The sequence below is a fragment of the Bacillus tequilensis genome, from assembly GCF_012225885.1.
GTDB classification, from domain to species: domain Bacteria; phylum Bacillota; class Bacilli; order Bacillales; family Bacillaceae; genus Bacillus; species Bacillus tequilensis.
Genome location: NZ_CP048852.1, coordinates 626,067 through 645,793, shown reverse-complemented (window position 1 = coordinate 645,793; position 19,727 = coordinate 626,067). Strand labels below are relative to the sequence as shown.

Annotated in this window: 16 protein-coding genes and 2 pseudogenes; 6 read left to right on the top strand and 12 right to left on the bottom strand. The window is 41.0% G+C overall.

What is annotated here, in order from left to right; all coding sequences use genetic code 11:
* The first annotated feature begins 12 nt into the window (after window positions 1–12).
* From G4P54_RS03430 to G4P54_RS03415, 4 genes are all read left to right on the top strand, one after another.
* Window positions 13–1,002, top strand: a complete 990-nt coding sequence (locus tag G4P54_RS03430; RefSeq protein ID WP_167871772.1) for a DUF4003 family protein — start codon at window positions 13–15, stop codon at window positions 1,000–1,002.
* Window positions 1,003–1,014: 12 nt separating this feature from the next.
* Window positions 1,015–1,830, top strand: coding sequence for an alpha/beta fold hydrolase (locus G4P54_RS03425; RefSeq protein WP_167871771.1), 816 nt, complete (start codon window positions 1,015–1,017; stop codon window positions 1,828–1,830).
* 82 nt (window positions 1,831–1,912) lie between these two features.
* On the top strand, window positions 1,913–2,122 hold the full coding sequence (locus G4P54_RS03420) for a cold-shock protein (protein WP_003234008.1): 210 nt from the start codon (window positions 1,913–1,915) through the stop codon (window positions 2,120–2,122).
* A gap of 183 nt (window positions 2,123–2,305) precedes the next feature.
* Entirely contained in the window at window positions 2,306–2,455 is a 150-nt protein-coding gene (locus tag G4P54_RS03415) for a hypothetical protein (RefSeq protein ID WP_167871770.1), read from the top strand.
* Window positions 2,456–2,486: 31 nt separating this feature from the next.
* Here the strand turns inward: G4P54_RS03415 and G4P54_RS03410 are convergent, their stop codons facing one another.
* The gene (locus G4P54_RS03410; protein ID WP_167871769.1) at window positions 2,487–3,533 is read right to left on the bottom strand and encodes a TolB-like translocation protein; all 1,047 of its coding nucleotides are present in this window, start codon (window positions 3,531–3,533) and stop codon (window positions 2,487–2,489) included.
* Window positions 3,534–3,598: 65 nt separating this feature from the next.
* Window positions 3,599–3,970 (bottom strand): cell wall metabolism protein WalM, encoded by a 372-nt coding sequence (gene walM, locus G4P54_RS03405; protein WP_167871768.1) that lies wholly within the window; start codon window positions 3,968–3,970, stop codon window positions 3,599–3,601.
* Between the two features lie 438 nt (window positions 3,971–4,408).
* On the opposite strand from walM, the gene bdhA reads away from it, so the two are divergent.
* Complete coding sequence (gene bdhA, locus G4P54_RS03400; RefSeq protein ID WP_167871767.1) at window positions 4,409–5,449, top strand: (R,R)-butanediol dehydrogenase; 1,041 nt, start codon at window positions 4,409–4,411, stop codon at window positions 5,447–5,449.
* A 46-nt stretch (window positions 5,450–5,495) separates the two neighbouring features.
* Here bdhA and G4P54_RS03395 read toward each other — a convergent pair.
* The 8 genes and pseudogenes from G4P54_RS03395 to gutB all read right to left on the bottom strand — a co-directional run.
* A pseudogene (locus G4P54_RS03395) lies at window positions 5,496–6,194 on the bottom strand (MFS transporter); the annotation flags it as partial.
* Between the two features lie 89 nt (window positions 6,195–6,283).
* On the bottom strand, window positions 6,284–7,255 hold the full coding sequence (locus tag G4P54_RS03390; RefSeq protein WP_167871766.1) for an SPFH domain-containing protein: 972 nt from the start codon (window positions 7,253–7,255) through the stop codon (window positions 6,284–6,286).
* 30 nt (window positions 7,256–7,285) lie between these two features.
* Window positions 7,286–8,050, bottom strand: coding sequence for a TPM domain-containing protein (locus tag G4P54_RS03385; RefSeq protein WP_167873814.1), 765 nt, complete (start codon window positions 8,048–8,050; stop codon window positions 7,286–7,288).
* A complete protein-coding gene (locus G4P54_RS03380) occupies window positions 8,050–9,075 on the bottom strand; it encodes a TFIIB-type zinc ribbon-containing protein (protein WP_167871765.1) in 1,026 nt (341 codons plus the stop codon). The genes G4P54_RS03385 and G4P54_RS03380 overlap by 1 nt, the downstream gene beginning before the upstream one ends.
* Before the next feature lie 65 nt (window positions 9,076–9,140).
* Window positions 9,141–9,824: a PspA/IM30 family protein gene (locus tag G4P54_RS03375; RefSeq protein ID WP_167873813.1), complete on the bottom strand. Its 684-nt coding sequence runs from the start codon at window positions 9,822–9,824 to the stop codon at window positions 9,141–9,143.
* A 196-nt stretch (window positions 9,825–10,020) separates the two neighbouring features.
* A complete protein-coding gene (locus G4P54_RS03370; protein ID WP_167871764.1) occupies window positions 10,021–10,983 on the bottom strand; it encodes a carbohydrate kinase family protein in 963 nt (320 codons plus the stop codon).
* Window positions 10,984–11,077: 94 nt separating this feature from the next.
* Window positions 11,078–12,454 (bottom strand): MFS transporter, encoded by a 1,377-nt coding sequence (locus G4P54_RS03365; RefSeq protein WP_167873812.1) that lies wholly within the window; start codon window positions 12,452–12,454, stop codon window positions 11,078–11,080.
* A gap of 73 nt (window positions 12,455–12,527) precedes the next feature.
* A complete protein-coding gene (gene gutB / locus G4P54_RS03360) occupies window positions 12,528–13,589 on the bottom strand; it encodes a sorbitol dehydrogenase (RefSeq protein WP_167871763.1) in 1,062 nt (353 codons plus the stop codon).
* 202 nt (window positions 13,590–13,791) lie between these two features.
* Here gutB and G4P54_RS03355 point away from each other — a divergent pair.
* Window positions 13,792–15,098 (top strand): annotated as a pseudogene (locus G4P54_RS03355) (tetratricopeptide repeat protein); the annotation flags it as partial.
* A gap of 246 nt (window positions 15,099–15,344) precedes the next feature.
* Here the strand turns inward: G4P54_RS03355 and G4P54_RS03350 are convergent.
* Window positions 15,345–15,734: a hypothetical protein gene (locus G4P54_RS03350; protein ID WP_167871762.1), complete on the bottom strand. Its 390-nt coding sequence runs from the start codon at window positions 15,732–15,734 to the stop codon at window positions 15,345–15,347.
* 1,653 nt (window positions 15,735–17,387) lie between these two features.
* Window positions 17,388–19,703 (bottom strand): glycoside hydrolase domain-containing protein, encoded by a 2,316-nt coding sequence (locus G4P54_RS03345; protein WP_167871761.1) that lies wholly within the window; start codon window positions 19,701–19,703, stop codon window positions 17,388–17,390.
* Between the last annotated feature and the right edge of the window lie 24 nt (window positions 19,704–19,727).

Below are 19,727 nucleotides of genomic sequence, written 5' to 3'. Positions count from 1 at the left end.
GAGCTGCTTTTTATGCTGACAAACGACCTGAATGAAAAAACGAGGCAATACATTTCCATTTATGCCGAATTAAAATCAAAATTAAAATGGAAAGTTGCACACGATCAGATATTAATGCTCATTTCTTCTGCATATATTGTGAATAAAAGAGAGTTTGATTTTCAGCGCTTTTACGATTTGAGCAGCTATATCAAATCAAACATCGGCAGCTTCTCAACACTCAATTCACACCATCGTTTTACTGTTGCTTCCATTCTGGACATTCATTTTCAGCATGAGGCAAAGCAAACGTTTCTGACTTTCATCGATGGATACAACGAGATGATTAGACTTGGCTACAAACGGGACATTTTCACGTACCTTTCCGCCCTTATTATACTCACCGGCAAATCCGAAGCCAGCAATCAAAAAGAACAGATGAACATGGGGCTTGCTGTTTATCAGCAAATGAAGAAAAATCATTATTTCCTCACGTCAACTCAGAATATTCCGCTTGCTGTATTGCTCGCCAAGAACGGAAAAGGTTTGCAGGCGCTGGATAAAGCGGAAACGTGCTATCAGCATCTGGCAGCAGGCGGATTTCGCAAAGGCCAGCACTTACATCAAACCAGCCACATCCTTGCCCTGCACACTGAAAAAGACGCGGAAACGCTTGTTTTGCAATGCAGAAAGCTGTTTCAAGCCATCACTGAGTCTTACAAAAAACCAAAGGTTGATCATTACCCTGAGCTTGCTCTGCTCACATTTCTGAAAGAGCCTGATATCAAAACTGTTCTTGCCATCACACAAGAGCTGAACCAAGAAAAACGATTCAAATGGCAAAAGGAAATGAATTTCAAAATTGCTGTCAGCCTATATCTCAGTGAGCGTATGGAGAAAAATCTGCTGATCGAATCCGGACTATACACAGCTATCGAAACGGCCATCCAAGCACAGCATGCATCCGCGACAGCTGTCATCATCGGCTCAACAGCAGCCGATCATTCTCATGACGGAAACTAGAGGAGGAGAAACATGCCATACATCACATTAGAAGATCAGACACGACTGTACTATGAAACGCATGGGAGCGGCACACCGATCCTATTTATACACGGTGTACTGATGAGCGGACAATTTTTTCACAAACAATTTTCAGCACTTTCCGACAATTATCAGTGTATTCGTCTCGATCTTAGAGGACATGGCGAATCTGACAAAGTGCTGCACGGACACACCATTTCCCAATACGCCCGTGATGTAAGAGAATGTCTAAAAGCATTGGAGCTCGACCGTGCCGTGCTTGCCGGCTGGTCAATGGGCGCTTTTGTGGTATGGGATTATTTCAATCAATTTGGGAATGATAACATACAAGCCGCAGTGATCATTGATCAATCCGCTTCCGACTATCAATGGGAAGGCTGGGAGCACGGTCCGTTTGATTTTGACGGTTTAAAAACGGCGATGCACGCCATTCAGACCGATCCGCTGCCATTCTACAAAAACTTCATCCATAATATGTTCCAAGAACCGCCTGCTGAGACAGAAACAGAATGGATGCTGGCAGAAATCCTCAAACAGCCGGCTGCGATTTCAAGCACGATCCTATTTAACCAAACGGCTGCTGATTACCGCGGCATTCTTCAAAACATCAATGTGCCGACATTGCTGTGCTTTGGAGAAGACCGCAAGTTTTTCTCTGTTGCTGCTGGAGAACACTTGCATAGCCTCATTCCAAATTCGACGCTTGTCACCTTTTCTAAAAGCAGCCATTGCCCGTTTTTAGAAGAACCGTGCGCTTTTAACAGCACACTCCTCTCCTTTTTAGATAAGCTGATTGGAAAGTCATAAAGAAAAAGGAATTAGGAGATTAGGCAAAAGTATGAGACAATAAGAAATGTGCAGTAAAATACATGAGGGAAGAAGTGACTTTATGTCTTACTATAACAAACGTAATCAAGAACCGCTGCCTAAAGAAGATGTGAGTACATGGGAATGCACAAAAGAAGACTGCAACGGCTGGACCCGAAAAAACTTCGCCAGCAGTGATACGCCATTGTGCCCTTTGTGCGGAAGCAAAATGGTCGACGGCATTCGTTCATTAGTGAATCTCCAAAACAACAGCCAAACGAAAACAAGCTAGTTCTTCCCTATAATAAATGCAGTCTCCCGCAAGCAAACAATCCTCGAACGGAGACGTTAATTATCCAGAATGAAGGTTTCACATCGCAAGAAGCCGAAATTTGAAAGAAGCCCAAAACGGAAAATGTTTCGGGCTTTTCATTTTGTTATCATGGTATAATATGGATAATAGAGAGGTGATAATGTGATCACAAAACAGCAGCAAAAAGACCTGAAAAAAAGAGCTCAGTTCAAAAAGCTGAATCTTACAATTAACTCATATGTTGAACTTCTGTTTTTTTCGATACCTTTGATCCATCTCTTTAAATGGCTCGGATCATTCCTTGTCCATTAAAAAACCACTCAGCCCATGCCGAGTGGTTTTTTTAGTTGATGACAAAAAAGCTGTTGATGATGCCGTTCGGATTTTCCCACACTTTTTTATACGTCTTATTTTCAAGATTATAGGAATAAATCGTCCTCACCTTGGCTTCACGCCCTGTTTCATCCTTTAGCTTTTTAGCCCCCTTGGCTTCAGCAAGAAAATAAATGTTCTTGCCATCCATAGAGAACTGCGGCTGGGCGTCAATTAACAGCTTGAAGGATTTTTGATTTGAAATGATGGTTTCATACTTTTTCGTATCCGCATTCAGCATCTGAATAGAAGCGGTTTGCTCCGTGCCTTTTTGTGTATAAGACGTAAACAAAATACGTTTATCATCATCAGAAACAGCAATATCGCTGATAAACTGGTCAAGGCTCTTAAGCTCATCAAATTGGGTTTGGCGGCCTGCCGCAAAATGAATCGTTGTCGGTTCAGGATCGATCCCCTTCTCGTTCGCTTCATCTGTTTTCTTGTAGTCTTCTTCCACAGAATAATGGAGCATTGCAAATGAATCCGTTTTTTTGTTATAAAAGAAGCTGCTGACGCTGTCATCCTGATCTTTCACGGCGGGATAAAGGTTTTTATACTTCTTCGTTTTCAGATCAAAAGCTGCGATCCGGAAATTGCTTTCGTCCGCTTTTCCTAGACGGAAATAGATGGTTGAACGGTCCTTTGACAAAAACAAACTGTCCGCACTCTCCGCGCCTTTATAAAGCATCGTCTTTTGATTTGACTTTAGATCAAGCTTAAAAAGCCTCATTTCATTTTGATCATTATTGCCCGTATAATAAAGCACCTGCTGCTTCTGATCCAAGGCAAATGCCGGATAGCTGGTCAGCTTTTCCTCATGGATCACCTTGTCATTTTCGTAATACTTCGTCAGGAGATCAGTATTTGTAATCGAAACAAGCAGCTTATCACCGCTTTCCGTATGTACTGAAACACCGGCAGCGTTCTCATGGCCTTGATCCTTTGCAGCATAAAACGCAAAACCCGCCGCAGCGGCTGCGATCACGACAATTAACAATAATACGATTCTATTTTTCATCTTTTATCTCCACCAATAGAAAAAGCAAGAATATGACTTCTTGCTTTACAGATTATGTATGTAGATTAATAGCTGTAATGTCCCGCTACCTTTCCTCTGCTTAATGGGTATCCAAGCGCTTTAAACGCTTTAGGGCTTACATCCAGGACTGCATGAGGCATTCTGCCAACATCATTTTTATAAACCGTAATCACCTTTTTAGGTTTCGCTTTTGCATAAGCTCTGATTTTTGTCCCGTTTCTAGGAACATCAAATCCGAGTTTTGTCGCACAATCCCAATGTCCAAGTTTTTTACCTGAAGAGCCTTTTTTCCCGACTCCATTATACCAAGTAATATTTCCGTTCACATGTTTCGCACTGGCATCTGATGAAAAACTCAAAGCGCTCAAAGTACTTCCTACTAAGATAAAAGCGGCTAAAATGACTTTCTTCAACATTTCGTCCCCCTGTTTGTTAACATCTAGGAAAATTATACACGATGAACCAGTATTTTTTTATTTCATTATCCTTACAGTAATGTTACAAAATCAGAAAAAAGGTCTCTTCTAAAATAAACCATGGAAGATTATCCTATTATAATTGCAGTGTTAGCGTTATAATTGTTAATAGAGTAGTTATCGCATTCAATATGAACGAACCATTACCGTATTGTTCAAACCAAATTCATAATTATGTAAACGATTCATACTCTCTTATAAAGAAAAAAGAGTGTGCGAGACTCTTTTTTCTTCAAAGTTTCTTTTTTCAAAAAAAACGTAGATTATATTATATAAAAGTTTCATTTCTTTTTTGGTTTTAAAAATGGCGATTTTGTGAACAGTTCATATTGATCAGTGCGGAATTACTCATATAAAAAGATATAGGAGTGGTAATCCATGAAGGCAGCAAGATGGCATAACCAAAAGGATATCCGTATTGAAAATATCGAAGAGCCAAAAACGGAGCCGGGAAAAGTAAAGATCAAAGTCAAATGGTGCGGCATCTGCGGCAGTGATTTACATGAGTACTTAGGCGGCCCGATCTTTATTCCGGTTGACAAACCTCATCCGTTAACCAATGAAACAGCGCCTGTCACAATGGGCCATGAATTCTCCGGTGAAGTGGTTGAAGTTGGCGAAGGCGTTCAAAACTATAAAGCAGGCGACCGCGTCGTAGTCGAACCGATTTTTGCAACACACGGCCACCAAGGCGCATACAACCTTGATGAACAAATGGGATTCCTCGGCTTAGCCGGCGGCGGCGGCGGTTTCTCTGAGTACGTCTCTGTAGATGAAGAGCTGTTGTTCAAACTTCCTGATGAATTATCATACGAACAAGGTGCGCTCGTTGAACCTTCAGCGGTTGCTTTATACGCTGTCCGTTCAAGCAAAATTAAAGCCGGCGACAAAGCGGCTGTGTTCGGCTGCGGCCCGATCGGACTTCTTGTGATTGAAGCGCTGAAAGCGGCTGGTGCGACTGATATTTACGCTGTTGAGCTTTCACCTGAACGTCAGCAAAAAGCTGAAGAGCTTGGAGCGATCATTGTTGATCCATCTAAAACAGACGATGTCGTCGCTGAGATTGCAGAACGCACAGGCGGCGGTGTTGACGTAGCATTCGAAGTCACAGGCGTTCCAGTGGTATTACGACAAGCGATCCAATCAACTGCAATCGCCGGTGAAACAATCATCGTCAGCATTTGGGAAAAAGGCGCTGAAATCCACCCGAACGATATCGTCATCAAAGAACGTTCAGTCAAAGGGATTATCGGGTACCGCGACATCTTCCCTGCTGTATTGTCATTAATGAAAGAAGGCTATTTCTCAGCTGACAAACTCGTCACGAAAAAAATCGTGTTAGACGATTTGATCGAGGAAGGCTTCGGTGCTCTTATTAAAGAGAAAAACCAAGTGAAAATCCTTGTCAGACCTAACTAATGAACTTAAAAAGAATCCGCGCTCGTATGCGGATTCTTTTTTTATCTTATCCAATCGCTTCAGCACCGGACTCTTTCTTTGTCTCGCCTCGTTTATAAATGCGGAAGTTTTCCTCCAGCTGTTCAAGCAAAATTCTTTTCGTTTCCGGCAAAAATGTCTTCACAAACAGGATTGAGCAAATACTTAATACAACGAAGATAAAAAACGCTACGGCCAGCAATATCGGGAAAGTGAAACTGACTGCAAAGTTCACCCCCCCACAGACAGAATACCGTGATAACTCCCAGACCGTGAAGGCGAAACGGGCAAATCTCAGAAAGCATCAGCCGTGTCACTGGTGAAATTGCGCCCTGCTGAAAAGCAAGAAATGTAACCGTTAATACGGGACCACCACATATGGAAGCGCCGGCGATCCTTCGAGTAAAAACGAGAACATCCCGATTAGCCATAATATCGCCGCCGTACCGATCAAGCCTGTCATCAGTCATCAGCATCGGCCCGGCGGCCTGCTTTACCAAGAAGCGGAAATTCCAATAAACACAATCCGGCAAACCCACGAAACCACAGCTTTTTAAACGTCGCTTTGTCAAGCTGATCTTCTTTTTCGAAAGCGAATTCAATTCCTTGCAGCTCAGCTGCCGCCCGCTTTTCACCCCTTATTTTTTAATACCCGCAACGCCTCTTCTTTTCTCCCTTTAGAAACGAGCCAGCGAGGACTTTCAGGCATTCTGATCATGCCGAAAAAATAAGGATTGGCCTGTTCAGGAGCAGATAGACAACGCATAAAAAAAGCCCCGAGTGTCTGACCACTCCGGACTTTTCACTGTATCATTCTCACACAAGCTTTTGGCCGCAATTCGGGCAAAAATTAGCTTCACCGGTTTTTGTGCCGCAGTTCGGACAGAAATTGGGTTTGCTTCCGCTGCCAGATGACTGTGACCCTGATGACTGCGCCTGCTGATTCTGATTCATTTGATTCATCATCTGGTTGGCCATATTCATTCCCATCATCATTCCAGCCATATCAGAAGCCGTACCGCCTCCGCTCATCTTTCCGGACGCCATTCCATCCGTCATTGAAATTTGCTGGTATCTGTTTACATCCCCAACCATGCCATAGGAAGCGTTCTTTGTAATCATATCTTGAACCTCTTGAGGGTAATTAAAGCTCATGATTTGAAAACCAGTGACCGTCATTCCGTCGCCGATTAATTGCATATCTAAGTCTTCTTGAATCCCCTTCGCAATGTCAAAAGCGTTGGCTTGGAGATTAAACATGTCTTTCCCTTCTCTAGTGATCCACTTCATAAGAAGCTGATCCAGAATGGAAGTGATCCGGGTTTTAATATCCTCTACAAAATATTGATCCTTCACGCCGGCGATTTTATCAATCAAGCTGATATAGTCCTGCACCTTGAAATTAAATGTGCCGTTTGCGCGAATCGGCATCCCGCCAGGCATTCCCGCTGCCGGAATATTTATCGCCTGCTTTGTTCCCCATCTTACGGTAAATTCCTTCGTATTAACAAACAGCACCTCGGCGCGCATGCCGCTGTTAAACCCAAACTTAAAGCCCTTTAATGTTGATAGGAATGGAATAATCTCAGATTCAATATCATAATCACCGTCATCTTGAAACATCCCTTCGACCCTGCCATTGCTCAAAAACACAGCATCCTGCCCGGGACGAATGATTAAACGGCTCCCTTTTTTAATTTCACGATTGTTCCATTTATAAAAAATCATATCATCTCTAAATTCTTCCCACTCAACCACGTTCGCTAATTGATTTCTGAAAAACGACATTATGCCTCTCCCTTTCTCTATTTCTTACTTTTAGAAACTGCCGCGGCTTCCGCTGTATGACGTACCGCCTTTCGTAACCCCGCCATCGCCGCTGTCTTTATCATTTGACGGTTTTCTTTCTCTCGTTACAGTTGTTCTGATATAGGTGTCATATTGATCAATCACATCGGACGTACGATGATCCATATATGTATTCCCATTAACCGTTGCTTTGCCGCCTGCATGATAAAGCATGATTGAAACCGCGATGCCTCCGACTGCGATGGCAACAATGAGCTGAAACCACCATGTAAAGAATATGTTGTCGGGATTGATTCCCGGTTTTATGCCCATATCTTTATAAGAAAGCTGAATATATGTCTGAAAAGCTTTGAAATAATCTTGATTTGATAAATCAGATGAAATCGTATTTCTGATGCTGTTTAGCCTGCTGTTATCCAAATACTTTTCAGCTTTTTTGTAGCCGGTGATGAATACCTCTCTGTTTGCCATATCGAGCGTTAGTATGGCTGTACTGCCTTTTCCGTAACGATCATAAAAGTCGCCGGCATAATCGGCAATATCCTCACCGTTCGTGCTTTTTGTCGTAATAATGATGAAATCAGTGTCTCTCTTTGCCCCCAGCTCTGCCGAGAGAGATTCGAGTTTTTTGATTTCTGCTTTTGATAATAGATGAGCATGGTCATACACATGCTGCTGTGATTCAGAAGCTCTTGCCGCTTCAATTCCCAGTACCGGCATTATGATGAAAACAGCCAGCACAACAAGAATCGCTTTCCCGAAAAATCCCCGCATCAAAATCCGCCTCCCATCATCAATGAGACGAGCTTCAACGCAAGAAATGTCCCGCCTGCTATTCCGCTAAACCACGCCGCCACTTTTCCTGAACTGATCGGCGGCTTTCCGACAACCTTGCCTGTTTGCCCGTTCATCGCAAAAGTATGCTCTGCTCTTTCATAATTGTAACTGACCATCCAAACGGGAAGCAGAACGTAAAAGCTGTTCACGTTTTTCGTGTGAATATGTTTGTCCCTCACATTGACTGACGTATATCCGGAAAAAGAAGAATGTATGTATGAATCTATATAACTGCTGACTTTCTCTTTTGCCCTCGGAAAAAGCTCCTCATCTGTATAATTGTATTTTTCCGCAATATAACCGGCCAAATATGCCGTTTGAAAGTCTTTCAGCTCATCGTATGAATAAGGCTCCAATTTATCCATTAATTCATCTTTCATTTTTTCAGAGGCATCGACAGGGATTTTCAAATAATCGAGATTGATATCACGAAACGCTTCAAAGTGCTCTGTTTCCGTGCAAATATAATCCCCTTCTTCATATTGATGGACTCTGGTACAGTTCGCTGTCACCTGTACTTCACTATTTAAATCAAACATCCAAAATGGAATATACATGCCGGTGATGCTTTTAATACGATCGGCCGACATGAAACCTCTTGGTGTCAGAAGACCTTTTTTGCACCACTTTCGAAATGCCTGCTCTGCTTCTTGTTTACTGATTGTAAATGGAATAACCTTCGCCGGCGCCAAATGTCCTGATAAACGATCGGCAAGTATAGCAGCACCTCCGCAAAAACTGCACGTCGTCGCTGTCGTTTCAGCTTCCGTCATTAAAACGGCACCGCAGTTTTCACATTGATATTCCTTTGCTTCATCATCAGAAAACCGCGCCGCAATGTTTTCTTTCGGAAGGCTTTCAATATTGTCCTGTCTTCCGCAGCTGCCGCAGGATAACGACCCGGATTCACTGTCAAATGCCATATCACTGCCGCAGTTCGGGCACTTATAAGATATTATCATTACCGTTCCCTCTCACATCTTATGATAAAATGTGCCGCAGCCGAAAAGCTGCGGCCTCCTATGTATTATTTATCGAGCATCATTTTCGCTTTTAACGCCGCAAGTTCATCATCCACCTGACTTGAACCGGCAGTATCATATTTAGCAGTCAGATCATCAATATCATCCTGCGGAGCGCTGTTCAGTTCAGCCATTGCATTCGCCTGATCAAGCGCCTTATTTATTTTGTCCTCCATTCTGCCGAATGCAGACATTGATTGGCTGGCACCCGAAACAGAAGCGCCCAGCTTGTTCATTCTATCTTGTGTTTTCGCTACTGCCCACTTCGCCTTGATCATATTTTTGCGTGCTTCCAGCTCTCCAATGTCAGACACCAGTTTGTCATGCATCTTTCTCATTTGCGCGGCATTGGCAGCAGCCATTTGATTCGCTGTCTGCAGCTCAGAAAGCTTTGATTCCAAAGTTGTTTTTCTTTCAAGGAATGTTCTCGCATCGCCTTCATTCCCCGCTTGGAGCGCCTTCATCGCATAGCTTTCCATTTTCTCCATGTCTGCCTGGCATTCACGTAATTCTCTTTTTGTCCTTTGCTCCTCAGCCATAACGGCTGCTGTTTCTGCCTTTACCTTAGACAAATCGCTATTCATGTTTCTTAAATATTGATCTGCCATTTTCTCTGGATTTTCAGCCTTGTCTAACAAAGCATTCATATTCGCCGACATAATATCTTTGAATCTCGTTATTATACTCATCATGTGGTTCCTCCGCTATTTCATTAAACTTCTTACTACATATACTATTTATTATCGTTAAAAGTTTCACATTTTTAATAAAAAGTGACATTCCAATAGAAAATACATAACTTTTTACCCGAATTTAACATTTAAGCACAATATGAAAAAGGATGCATCCCAAAGTCCTAAGACTTTCAAGAAACATCCTCGATTGTCACAAATGAACTTCAATCTCTTCCATGCTGGGCAGTGCATCAATCGCCCCGATTTTAGTGCACACAAGAGCGCCCACCTTATTGGCAAACGCCACAATCTCACGCAGCTTCGCAAAATCAGCATCAACAGATTGAATGTGGTCCGTGTTTGCCAATTGATATAAAGCGGCGCCGACAAAAGCGTCTCCCGCTCCCGTTGAGTCAATTGATGTAACTGGAATACTCGGAATGATTTCTTTCTCCTTCCCATTCGAAAGAAGCGTCCCGCTTTTCCCAAGTGTCACAGCAACAATCTTGGCTCCGATCTCATGAAGGATCGCTACACCCTTTTCATGATCCTTCACACCGCTGATAATCTCAAGCTCCTCGTCACTGACTTTCACAAAATCACTTACAGTAATCGCTTTTTTTGCGACACTTACAAACTCTGAAACCCTTCCCTTCCATAAATCCTCACGATAGTTAGGGTCAAACGAGATAAACTGTCCCTTATCCTTCGCAATCAACATCAGCCGTAAATAGGCTGAACAAAACGGATCTGACAGCAGCGCCGTTGCAGAGCCGAAATGAAGGACTTTCGCTTCGTTTAATTTTGCCTGGTCTATATCCTCCAGCGTAAACAAAGCGTCCGCGCCTCGATTAAAAACAAAATCGCGCTCTCCATTTTGTTTTAATGAAACAAAAGCAAGCGTTGTTGGCGCTTTCTCATCCATGACCAGCATAGAAGTATCGACGTGTACAGCGTCCAACGTTTGCTTCAGAAAATACCCAAACGGATCCTTGCCCACTTTTCCGCTGAAAGCCCCGTCTCCGCCCAGTTTGGCAATCGCTGCCGCCACATTCGCCGGTGCCCCGCCGGCACTTTTTAAAAAATGACGCCCTTCCATTAAATCAACATCAACATCGGTACAAATGAAATCAATTAACAGTTCTCCAATACAAACAACAGAATGACTACGCATATGATCACACTCATTTATCTTTTCTAGATTACAGTCTCAGTATATTACTTTCTGCCATAAATACAATATTGAATATTAAAAATTTTACATCTATTTATCTCGCAGACCTTTTCTCAAGCTCAGAGATGATGTGCTTATATCTTTTTTCAGTTAAAGGATAGAAGGCAATGAGAATAATAGAAAGCAAAATGAAAAATCCCGGAATCAAAGCATTCATGTTTTTAATCGCATTCAATGACGCAACTGTCTGGTCTGCATTCGCCACATATCCGGCGATTCCTAAATAAATGGCCGAAAATGACCCGGCTAACGCCACACCCAGCTTATTAATAAAGCTCATGCTCGAAATCACCACTCCGTCGGCACGAACTCCTGTCTTCCATTCCGCATAATCGACACAATCCGCAACCATTCCCCACGCAAGCGTGTTCAAAGGCGTTGTAAAAAATCCCGAAGCGAAAAGCCAAACGAAAATGAGTGTAATTGAAGAATACGGCGTAAAATGCAGGCCGGCGTAAGAAATAATCGATAGAGCCGCCGTGATGATCATGACTTGTTTTCTGCCCCACTTTTCAGAAAAGAAAGGAATAAACAGATTGCTGATCAGCGCTGATCCGAAAAATAAAACAGTGCCTATAAACACAAATTCTTTATGGTTCACATTATACGTAAAATAGTACACCATTGTGCTGAGCTTCATATTAAACCCGATCGCAAAAGCCAAAAATGACGAAGTCAGCATCAGTAAAGGTTTGTTTCGAAACAAAACAGACAACGTCTTTTTGATCCCTTGTTTTTTTCTCTTTTTAGGCTGAATCCGCTCCCGCACAGTAAAGAAACTAAATAGATGTAAAACGATGCTGACCGCCGCATAGATGAGCGCCGTCATCTGAAATCCAAACGCCTGATCCTCTCCTCCGAAAACAGTTGCAAGCGGTGTTGCACAGGAAATCGATAAAAGGATGCCGATATACACCAAAATCATCCGGGTTGTGGTCAGAATCGTTCGTTCCTCCACAGAATTTGTTATCCGCCCCGTTAAGCTGTTCACCGGAATCGTTTGCATACTAAAGGACATCCCAAGCAGAATATAGGTGATGTACGCATAGACCATGTTTCCCGTCTCACCTAAATGAGGCGTCGTGAAGCATAAAAACGTAAATAACGCAAAAGGAAATGCCACCCACAGCAAATATGGCCTTGCCTTTCCCCACCTTGTGTTCGTTTTGTCTAAAATCAATCCCATAATCGGGTCAAAAATAGCATCCAGCACCCGCACAACTAGAAACAAAGTGGCGATGACCGCAGGCTGAATGCCGCCGACATCTGTATAATAGAATAGCAGGTATGCGTTTACAAACTGAAAGATAATATTATATGACATATCACCGAACCCATAGCCGATTCGCTCAAACCAGGACAGGCCATGATGCTTCATATTCAATGCCGTTGCTTTTTCTGTTTCCATCATCATTTCCCACCCCAAGAATCCGTTTTCATTTTTGATAAGCAAGAGGGAGAATGCAAAGATCCTCCCTGTTTAATCAGCAATTTGGATATACCATCACTTTTAAGCATTCATTTTTGTATTGAAGGGCGCGTTCCATCGCCTCCTGCGTCTGCTCCAGTGAATATTGGTCCGTTATAAGGTGCTTCGTGTCCACAATCCCGGAAGCGAGAAATTCGATTCCCTTCGGATACGTATTGGCATACCGGAAGATCCCGTAAATATCAATCTCGTTATCCGCAATAAACGGCACATTGAGCGGAATCTCGCTTTGCGAAGGCAAACCGACAATCGCCAATTTTCCGCCCCGGCGTACAGAAGCCAGTGCGGGTTGCAATGCCGCTGGATTCCCCGCTGTTTCCCAAGCAACATCAACGCCTCTGTCATTTGTAATGGTTTTAATCTCTTCAAGCGCATCCTGTTCACGAATATTGATGACATGAGTCGCGCCCATTTTTTTCGCAGCCTCTAACCGCAGCGGCTCTAAGTCAGTCACGATAATTGTGCCTGCCCCAAATGCCTTAGCTGCCGCAACAGCCATTAACCCCACAGGCCCCATTCCCATAATCGCAATCGTTGATCCGGGCTGAAGCTTTGTTCTCGCCGCTGCATGAATGCCGACAGAAAATGGTTCAATCAAAGCCGCATCTTCATAGGAAAGTGAATCCGGGATCGAAAAAACGAAGTCCTGACGCATTTTGATGTATTGAACAAACGCGCCATCTACCGGCGGTGTAGCCAAAAACTGTACATCTGGGCAAAGGTTATAGCGCCCTTCCTTACACGCCTCACAGCGTCCGCATGTGACACCAGGTTCAACAGCAACGCGGTCTCCCACCTTGAACTGGTCGACAGACGATCCGACGGCGGCAATTTCACCCGCACATTCATGGCCAAGGATAAACGGTTCTTCCACCACATAGTTGCCGATTCTGCCGTTTGTATAGTAATGCAGATCCGATCCGCAAATCCCGACAGCCATCACCTTAATCAACACTTCATCATGATTGATGTCAGGCACAGGCAATGTTTCAATTTTGATCTCTCTTGTGCTGTGCATAACAGCCGCTTTCATGCTTTGAGGTACTGTGTGAGTCATTTGGCAAATTCCTTTCTTTAGAAAATAAAATGTAAGTGCATACATTTTTGTTTTCTATGTTACTGCCCCCATTTTATCTGCTTTTCAAGACGTGCAAAAGCCTTTCCTGCTGTATAAAGGACAGCCGCACTGTACTTTATTATTTTCTCATATACCCAAAACGCTGGATTGATAAAATAGTACTAATTGGAGGTGCAGGCTTATTGCTGAACTTGAAAACCGAAAACAATTTGCACAACTGCTGGCACCTGTCGTCAAATCGCTCAAGCTTCATCCTGATTATAAAGTCAGAAGGAAAAAGGGACAGTCTTACATAGACAAAATCGCGCGCAAGCTGGGAATCTCCGCAAACATGATCAAATGGATCGGACAGATGGGTGAAAACTATATTCCCGGAAGGAGCGACGATGGAAAACTGTTCGGGGTGATATAGATCATTCTCGACAAGACTGACTTCGCTATCGAGTGGTTGACCGATCTGCTGGAAACGACCACCATCCCAGTCATCAAACCTGCCTTGCCAGTATGGGTGACGTCTTGCCTCAAAAAAGCGAAAACACTGCGAAAAGATGGGTCATTCGGAGCTCCAAGTGAAAATGAAATTGAAAACACAGTAAAACGGCTGTTTCATGACATGCCCGGCTATAAAACGAATGCGCTTACAGAACAGCCTATTACGCATAACTTACTGACACGCTAGGCCGGACACTTTATCGGGCGCAGCTTTGATATGGAAGCGATACGGCAATGGATGCTTTCTCCGTCACCAGTCTGTTTAATCACTGGCTGGGCCGGCATGGGAAAACCACAATCGCTCTTGAAGCCGCCTATTCCTGTGTAAATAATTCTCCAGGTTGGCAGCATTCAACAGCATTATTTGGGTCAGCGCTGATTGGAAAGAATTGAGCTTTAGCGATTTCTTAAATACTATCCCTACCAGCTCGGGCGCACAGCACAAATAGATAAATCAATCAATGAAAAACGGTTCGTCGTCCGCAATGCGTTGGCCACGGCCTAAAGGTTCTTGAACAATCTGACGCTCACGATGCCCATGATCTAAAGGTTTGGGGACATGCACTCAAAGCAAGGCTGTTTTTTAAAAGCCGGGCAACAGGAAAAAGCAGAAGTGATTTTAAATGAAATCGAAGACCAACCGATTTCCCCCTACATTTCAACACAGGATTCTGCTGGTACGCGGAGATCTAAGCTTTGCGAGAGGTCATCATGAAGAAGCCATTCAATTATACGAAGCGGCAAATGAAATCAGCTCCACGTTGACGGCAAAAAAACGATAGAAGCCTACTTCAATCTGGGTGTCGCTTACGTGAAATGTTGTCAGTTTGAGAAAGCAGAACAAGCCTTTGAGCAGATGCTCTATGACAAACATAACGCGAATCAGGTTGAACTGATCTACTATCACTACGTAATGGCACAGCTGTTGTATCGTACAGGAGAGAAAACGAATGCAATGGAAGCTAATCGATCCGTATGATTGATTCGTGGGAGCCTGGGATTGGGATTCGGGATGAGGTGGAGCAAATGGATATTCTCATTTATAAGACAACTACATTGCGGCTAGCGATACGAGCTTTGAAAAACACTCATGACCTTGTTGTTTTTAAAGATAAAAAGGTATCTTTATCAGTACAGTGAATTGATTAAGATACCTTTATTGAAAAATTAATATTTCACAGAATGACAAAGTTCTAAAGCTAAACTTTTTAACAACAAGAGGTTAATACTTATACAGCCGTATTAATGCTGGACTGTAATATAATGTTTTAGTTCACCTGACCAATATCTTCCTCCCCACTCCTGTGCAACGTACACATCATACTTACCTGCAGGAAGATTTTTCGTTGAAAAACTCACACGAAAATTACGTGAACCAATACTATGCAAAATATCTTTTCTGGCTATTACTTTACCTTTATTATTTGCTAAAATTACTGAAAAGCCATTATCTAAATCCCTAGCCAAAGTACCCGTAACCACAATGGAAGTAGCTCTTTTCGTATATGTATTAGCATCTGTTTTAAATTTGATTGTACCTTTCGAATCCATAGCTAATGCTTCTGACCCGCCTGCGAAAATGGCAACTCCCAAAAGTGCTGCTGTAAACAGGGTCATTACTAACTTTTTCATCTTTAGAATTCCTCTTTTCTTTTTAATATTTTAAATCTACAATTATAATAACATATCCCCCTAAAAAATATAGGTTTTTCCATATCTTCCTTCTGAAAAATGAATAAGTATGATAGAAATTTATTAAAATTAATGTAAATTAAGATTCTTTTGAAAAAAATCTTGTTTTAATCTATTTGAAATAAGCTTAAAATTTGAAGTATCATCTATAAAACCTTTGCCAAGGTGTCTAATAAAACCATATACACGAATAAAAGATTACAAAGTGCTAGACAAATACAATTTTAGAAAAATTTTAATTTCTCCCATTACTCCCAAGTCTCTATTGAAAAAATTAAAATTTATAAGTTTCTTATATTATATGAACCTAATATAGAGTGTTTTCTGAGTTGTAATAATATATTTATACCTGCTTTCAAAGTAAAATTGCAAATACCTGTAAAAAAATAGTTGCGAAGAATTCCTGAAACATATAAGTATCAAAAAATTATGCATAAATGTTCTCTTAGCATGGGGAGGAAATCAACAGCATACTTTCGATATATCTAGACTCATTCAATTAAATGGAACTTAAAACAATAAAATCCCATCTTTAGTAAACCCAACTTGTATAGAAACAATTTCTCCACAAGCCTTTTTGTTTTATAAAGATACCTTTAATTATTATATTCTGCTTTAAGAAACAGAAAATAGCTCCCATATGCCTAGCTCTGCTTGTTTAGGGAACGTGAGTAATCTTCTTTATATTCTAGTAGGCGGATGTGAGGAGAATTTGTAAGTTGGTTGTATTTTCATAAAGCTAGCGCATTTCTTCCAGTTTATAATGAGTGGTGCAGAATATTATTTCGTTGATATTCAATCCAAGAAACCATCTGTTACGCCCTATTAAAATAAATTTACCTTTAGAACTGTCTATCTAAACAGATACCATGAAGATATCCGTGAATATCATTTAATGAAATCAGCAGATTCCTTCATTTCACCATATTAGGATTTAACTTATTTATGATGAAAAAGATTTATGTATTAATCAATTTTTTAAAACAGTGAACCTCTTTGTATACGATCCGTTTAGGCAAATCAAATTCAGCTTATGCCGAAAAGAATTTCTTGTAAAAAAGAAACCGGTCTTTGAAGTCTACTATTTTCAAAATGGATATTCCATTGAGAAATAAAAGGGCTGTTGAGTTTTTGAAAGCTTAGTCTTACTTTTAGTAATCTTTTATAGCTTTATCATACTTCTAAAATTTTAGTTTTGACCAAATGTAGTATGGTTATACATAATCGTTACTTCCCGACTAAACCCGCCATCAAAAGGCCTGCTACGATCAATAATAGGAGTAAAAGAATACAGAGTGCCAGGATAAAAATAGAGAGATACTTAGCAATCCCTTTAGGTGCTTTGAATGCTATAATACCCCCCACAACTATCCCTAGAATTCCAAGCGCCCAATGGATATAGGGTAGAAAACACAATGTGAATAACAGCATGATAAGTGACACTATCCCTAAATATTTCCTCATGTTTTCCCCTTTCTTTCCTTCCATTAAATCAAAAAGAAAATTGAACTTATAATTTGTTGTATATTCTTAAGATCTTAAAATATAGAGTACCATATTTTTTGAAATGTATGGTACTCTACTCTAAATTTTCTATTCACTTGCTACAAGGTCTAGTATTTTATCAGCAAATGCATTTGCCATAATTTCTCCCTCTTCTTCCGTATAATAAGGGACTTCCATTTGCATTGAACCCCTTAGGGCTACCCTTGCCGCTGTAATATCAGGATTATCTCCAATCATAATATTACTCGCATTCAGTCTCAAATTATTTTCATTACTATTAAATTTATTTTTATAAAATAGCTTATATCTTGAGGAAACAAGACTATTATAATACTCTTGAACTGCATTTAAAATTGGCTTAGTGTTATTATTTAATAAGATCTGCGCGATGTTAATAGCATCGATATCTCCAAGGAAATCCGAATTATCAAAGTTGCCAGCCGATGTTTTTATACCGATCAAGTCGTAAGCAGCTTTATATGTTCTTGTTTCATTGTCGCCACTATACTTATCTCTATTTTTATATACATCAGCAGCAACAGTAAATAAATCACCACCCCACCCTGCTAAATCTTGTTGTGTAGTTCCAACTAACGGAAGATTCGCATACAATAGAGCAGATAATGTAGCCATAAGATGAGGAAAATCAATAACTTCAGATTTCGAAACGGGATCAGTTGCATAGACAAAACTATTTTCTCCTACAGCACTAATAACATATTCCTCAAAGTCTTTATCAAATTGTCCAGAAGTTAATGTCCATATTAATGATTCATATCTTTTGCGACGATAATAGTTGGTTGTAAGCTTATTCGCTTGATTGATATCATTGTTTGTATATTGAAGGCCTAAAAGTTGAATTTCATATAATTGCTTGTATAGCTCTTGATTGAGATCAGTTGAGAAATCAAGACTTGAAGCCCCATTATCAAGTCCCGACTTAATATTATTGTCTATTTCAATTTTACTGTCTCCTGAACCAACACTAATAGTTGAAATTTGATCGAATGCCCAATTTTTTGGCAATGGATAGCCTAAATTTGCACTAAATCCCGTGGACATATCACTTACAAAACTGGTTGTTGCCCAACCTTTCTGCGATACTTGACTGCAAACATTCCGGGCACCATATATTCCAACGTTATAACGATTCCCCAGATATTTCATTTGTTCATTAATGCCCTTAAAGTGTGGAAGAATTTTGTTAGTTATATCATCTCCTAAAGCGTCAAAATCCACGGCAAAATATATTGTTGTTCCATTTTTAAATCCATAATTTTTGGCAGCTGTAAAAGCATCTTGAGCATCTCTTTTCCCTTGAGCTTCACTGAAATGACTTGAATTATTCCCATAAGTTTGATATATCGGAAAAACAGTTAAACCAGCATTAAAAATAGTTTTTAATTCGCCAGGTTTTATTTTTTTCTCCAATCCTCCTGGAATGTCTACAAGATAACGACCAATTGTTTCATAGCCTGCATTTTTTAAAGCTTTAGCTCTAGCAGGCGTAACTTCTGTTATACAATCACAAGCTGTACCCTTGCGATTAGGATCTCCTTTACTCTGCAACAAAGAAAGCCAAGTTTGTTTTCCTGTAACTCCATCGGATGGCAACTTAACAAACTGTTGGAATTCACTAACTACATTTTTTAATAGTGTACTGTACTGTCCATTGAATTCTCCTGGATTGAAATCATTTACATATAATGCATATTGAAGGAGCTTAACAAAGTTTGCATTAGTACTTCCTATGCTCAGAGTTGGTAAAAGGTTGGTCGTAGAAGGCCCTATTGATCCCGTTTGTAGAGAGGGAGCAATTCCCTCTTCTGTTTGAATACCGTATATTAAAGCTTTATTAGTCCCTCTTTGGTAGTAACCATCACATGGTTGGACTCCAGATGTTTTGTAATATTTTGAATTAAGATCTCTTTGCATTTCTCTAATTCTAGAATTACCACCAGATGTGAGCACATAAGCATCCATAGTTAAAAATGCTTTAAATATATAGGAATAAACTTTCCCGTCACGAATAGGCAGTCCCGCATCAGTTTGTAATTTAATTACTGCAGCTTTAGTCCCTTCTCCAAAAGTTCCTGTAAATCCAGTTGGATTGTAACCTTTACAATACATTGCTCCTTGAAGAATTAGCACAATTCTTTTTCCTTTGTCATCAGTAGGAATACGCCCAATTTCCATTTCTCCCCATGATTTGTACGCTACTTCAGTTCCTGGTCCAAAATTATCAGCAGGTGTAGAGATTCCAAGTTCAATTTGCAAAGCCCTAGTTAAAGCATACATCGTGGACCAACCAGTTTTCCCATTTTCAGGTGCTGGAACGAAGCCAGGCTTTCCAGAGTAAGCAGCATTTACCCAGAGTTGTACTTTCTGAATCATTTCATCCATTATAGTCACCTCTTTTATAGTATT

What these genes read in the sequence shown, in the direction of transcription:
- G4P54_RS03385 (WP_167873814.1), bottom strand. Translation starts at nt 8,050, where the DNA reads ATGCGGGGATTTTTCGGGAAAGCGATTCTTGTTGTGCTGGCTGTTTTC.
- G4P54_RS03410 (WP_167871769.1), bottom strand. Translation starts at nt 3,533, where the DNA reads ATGAAAAATAGAATCGTATTATTGTTAATTGTCGTGATCGCAGCCGCT.
- G4P54_RS03345 (WP_167871761.1), bottom strand. Translation starts at nt 19,703, where the DNA reads ATGGATGAAATGATTCAGAAAGTACAACTCTGGGTAAATGCTGCTTAC.
- G4P54_RS03365 (WP_167873812.1), bottom strand. Translation starts at nt 12,454, where the DNA reads ATGATGGAAACAGAAAAAGCAACGGCATTGAATATGAAGCATCATGGC.
- G4P54_RS03425 (WP_167871771.1), top strand. Translation starts at nt 1,015, where the DNA reads ATGCCATACATCACATTAGAAGATCAGACACGACTGTACTATGAAACG.
- walM (WP_167871768.1), bottom strand. Translation starts at nt 3,970, where the DNA reads ATGTTGAAGAAAGTCATTTTAGCCGCTTTTATCTTAGTAGGAAGTACT.
- G4P54_RS03375 (WP_167873813.1), bottom strand. Translation starts at nt 9,824, where the DNA reads ATGAGTATAATAACGAGATTCAAAGATATTATGTCGGCGAATATGAAT.
- G4P54_RS03380 (WP_167871765.1), bottom strand. Translation starts at nt 9,075, where the DNA reads ATGATAATATCTTATAAGTGCCCGAACTGCGGCAGTGATATGGCATTT.
- G4P54_RS03350 (WP_167871762.1), bottom strand. Translation starts at nt 15,734, where the DNA reads ATGAAAAAGTTAGTAATGACCCTGTTTACAGCAGCACTTTTGGGAGTT.
- G4P54_RS03370 (WP_167871764.1), bottom strand. Translation starts at nt 10,983, where the DNA reads ATGCGTAGTCATTCTGTTGTTTGTATTGGAGAACTGTTAATTGATTTC.
- G4P54_RS03390 (WP_167871766.1), bottom strand. Translation starts at nt 7,255, where the DNA reads ATGTCGTTTTTCAGAAATCAATTAGCGAACGTGGTTGAGTGGGAAGAA.
- bdhA (WP_167871767.1), top strand. Translation starts at nt 4,409, where the DNA reads ATGAAGGCAGCAAGATGGCATAACCAAAAGGATATCCGTATTGAAAAT.
- G4P54_RS03420 (WP_003234008.1), top strand. Translation starts at nt 1,913, where the DNA reads ATGTCTTACTATAACAAACGTAATCAAGAACCGCTGCCTAAAGAAGAT.
- G4P54_RS03430 (WP_167871772.1), top strand. Translation starts at nt 13, where the DNA reads ATGCTGACAAACGACCTGAATGAAAAAACGAGGCAATACATTTCCATT.
- gutB (WP_167871763.1), bottom strand. Translation starts at nt 13,589, where the DNA reads ATGACTCACACAGTACCTCAAAGCATGAAAGCGGCTGTTATGCACAGC.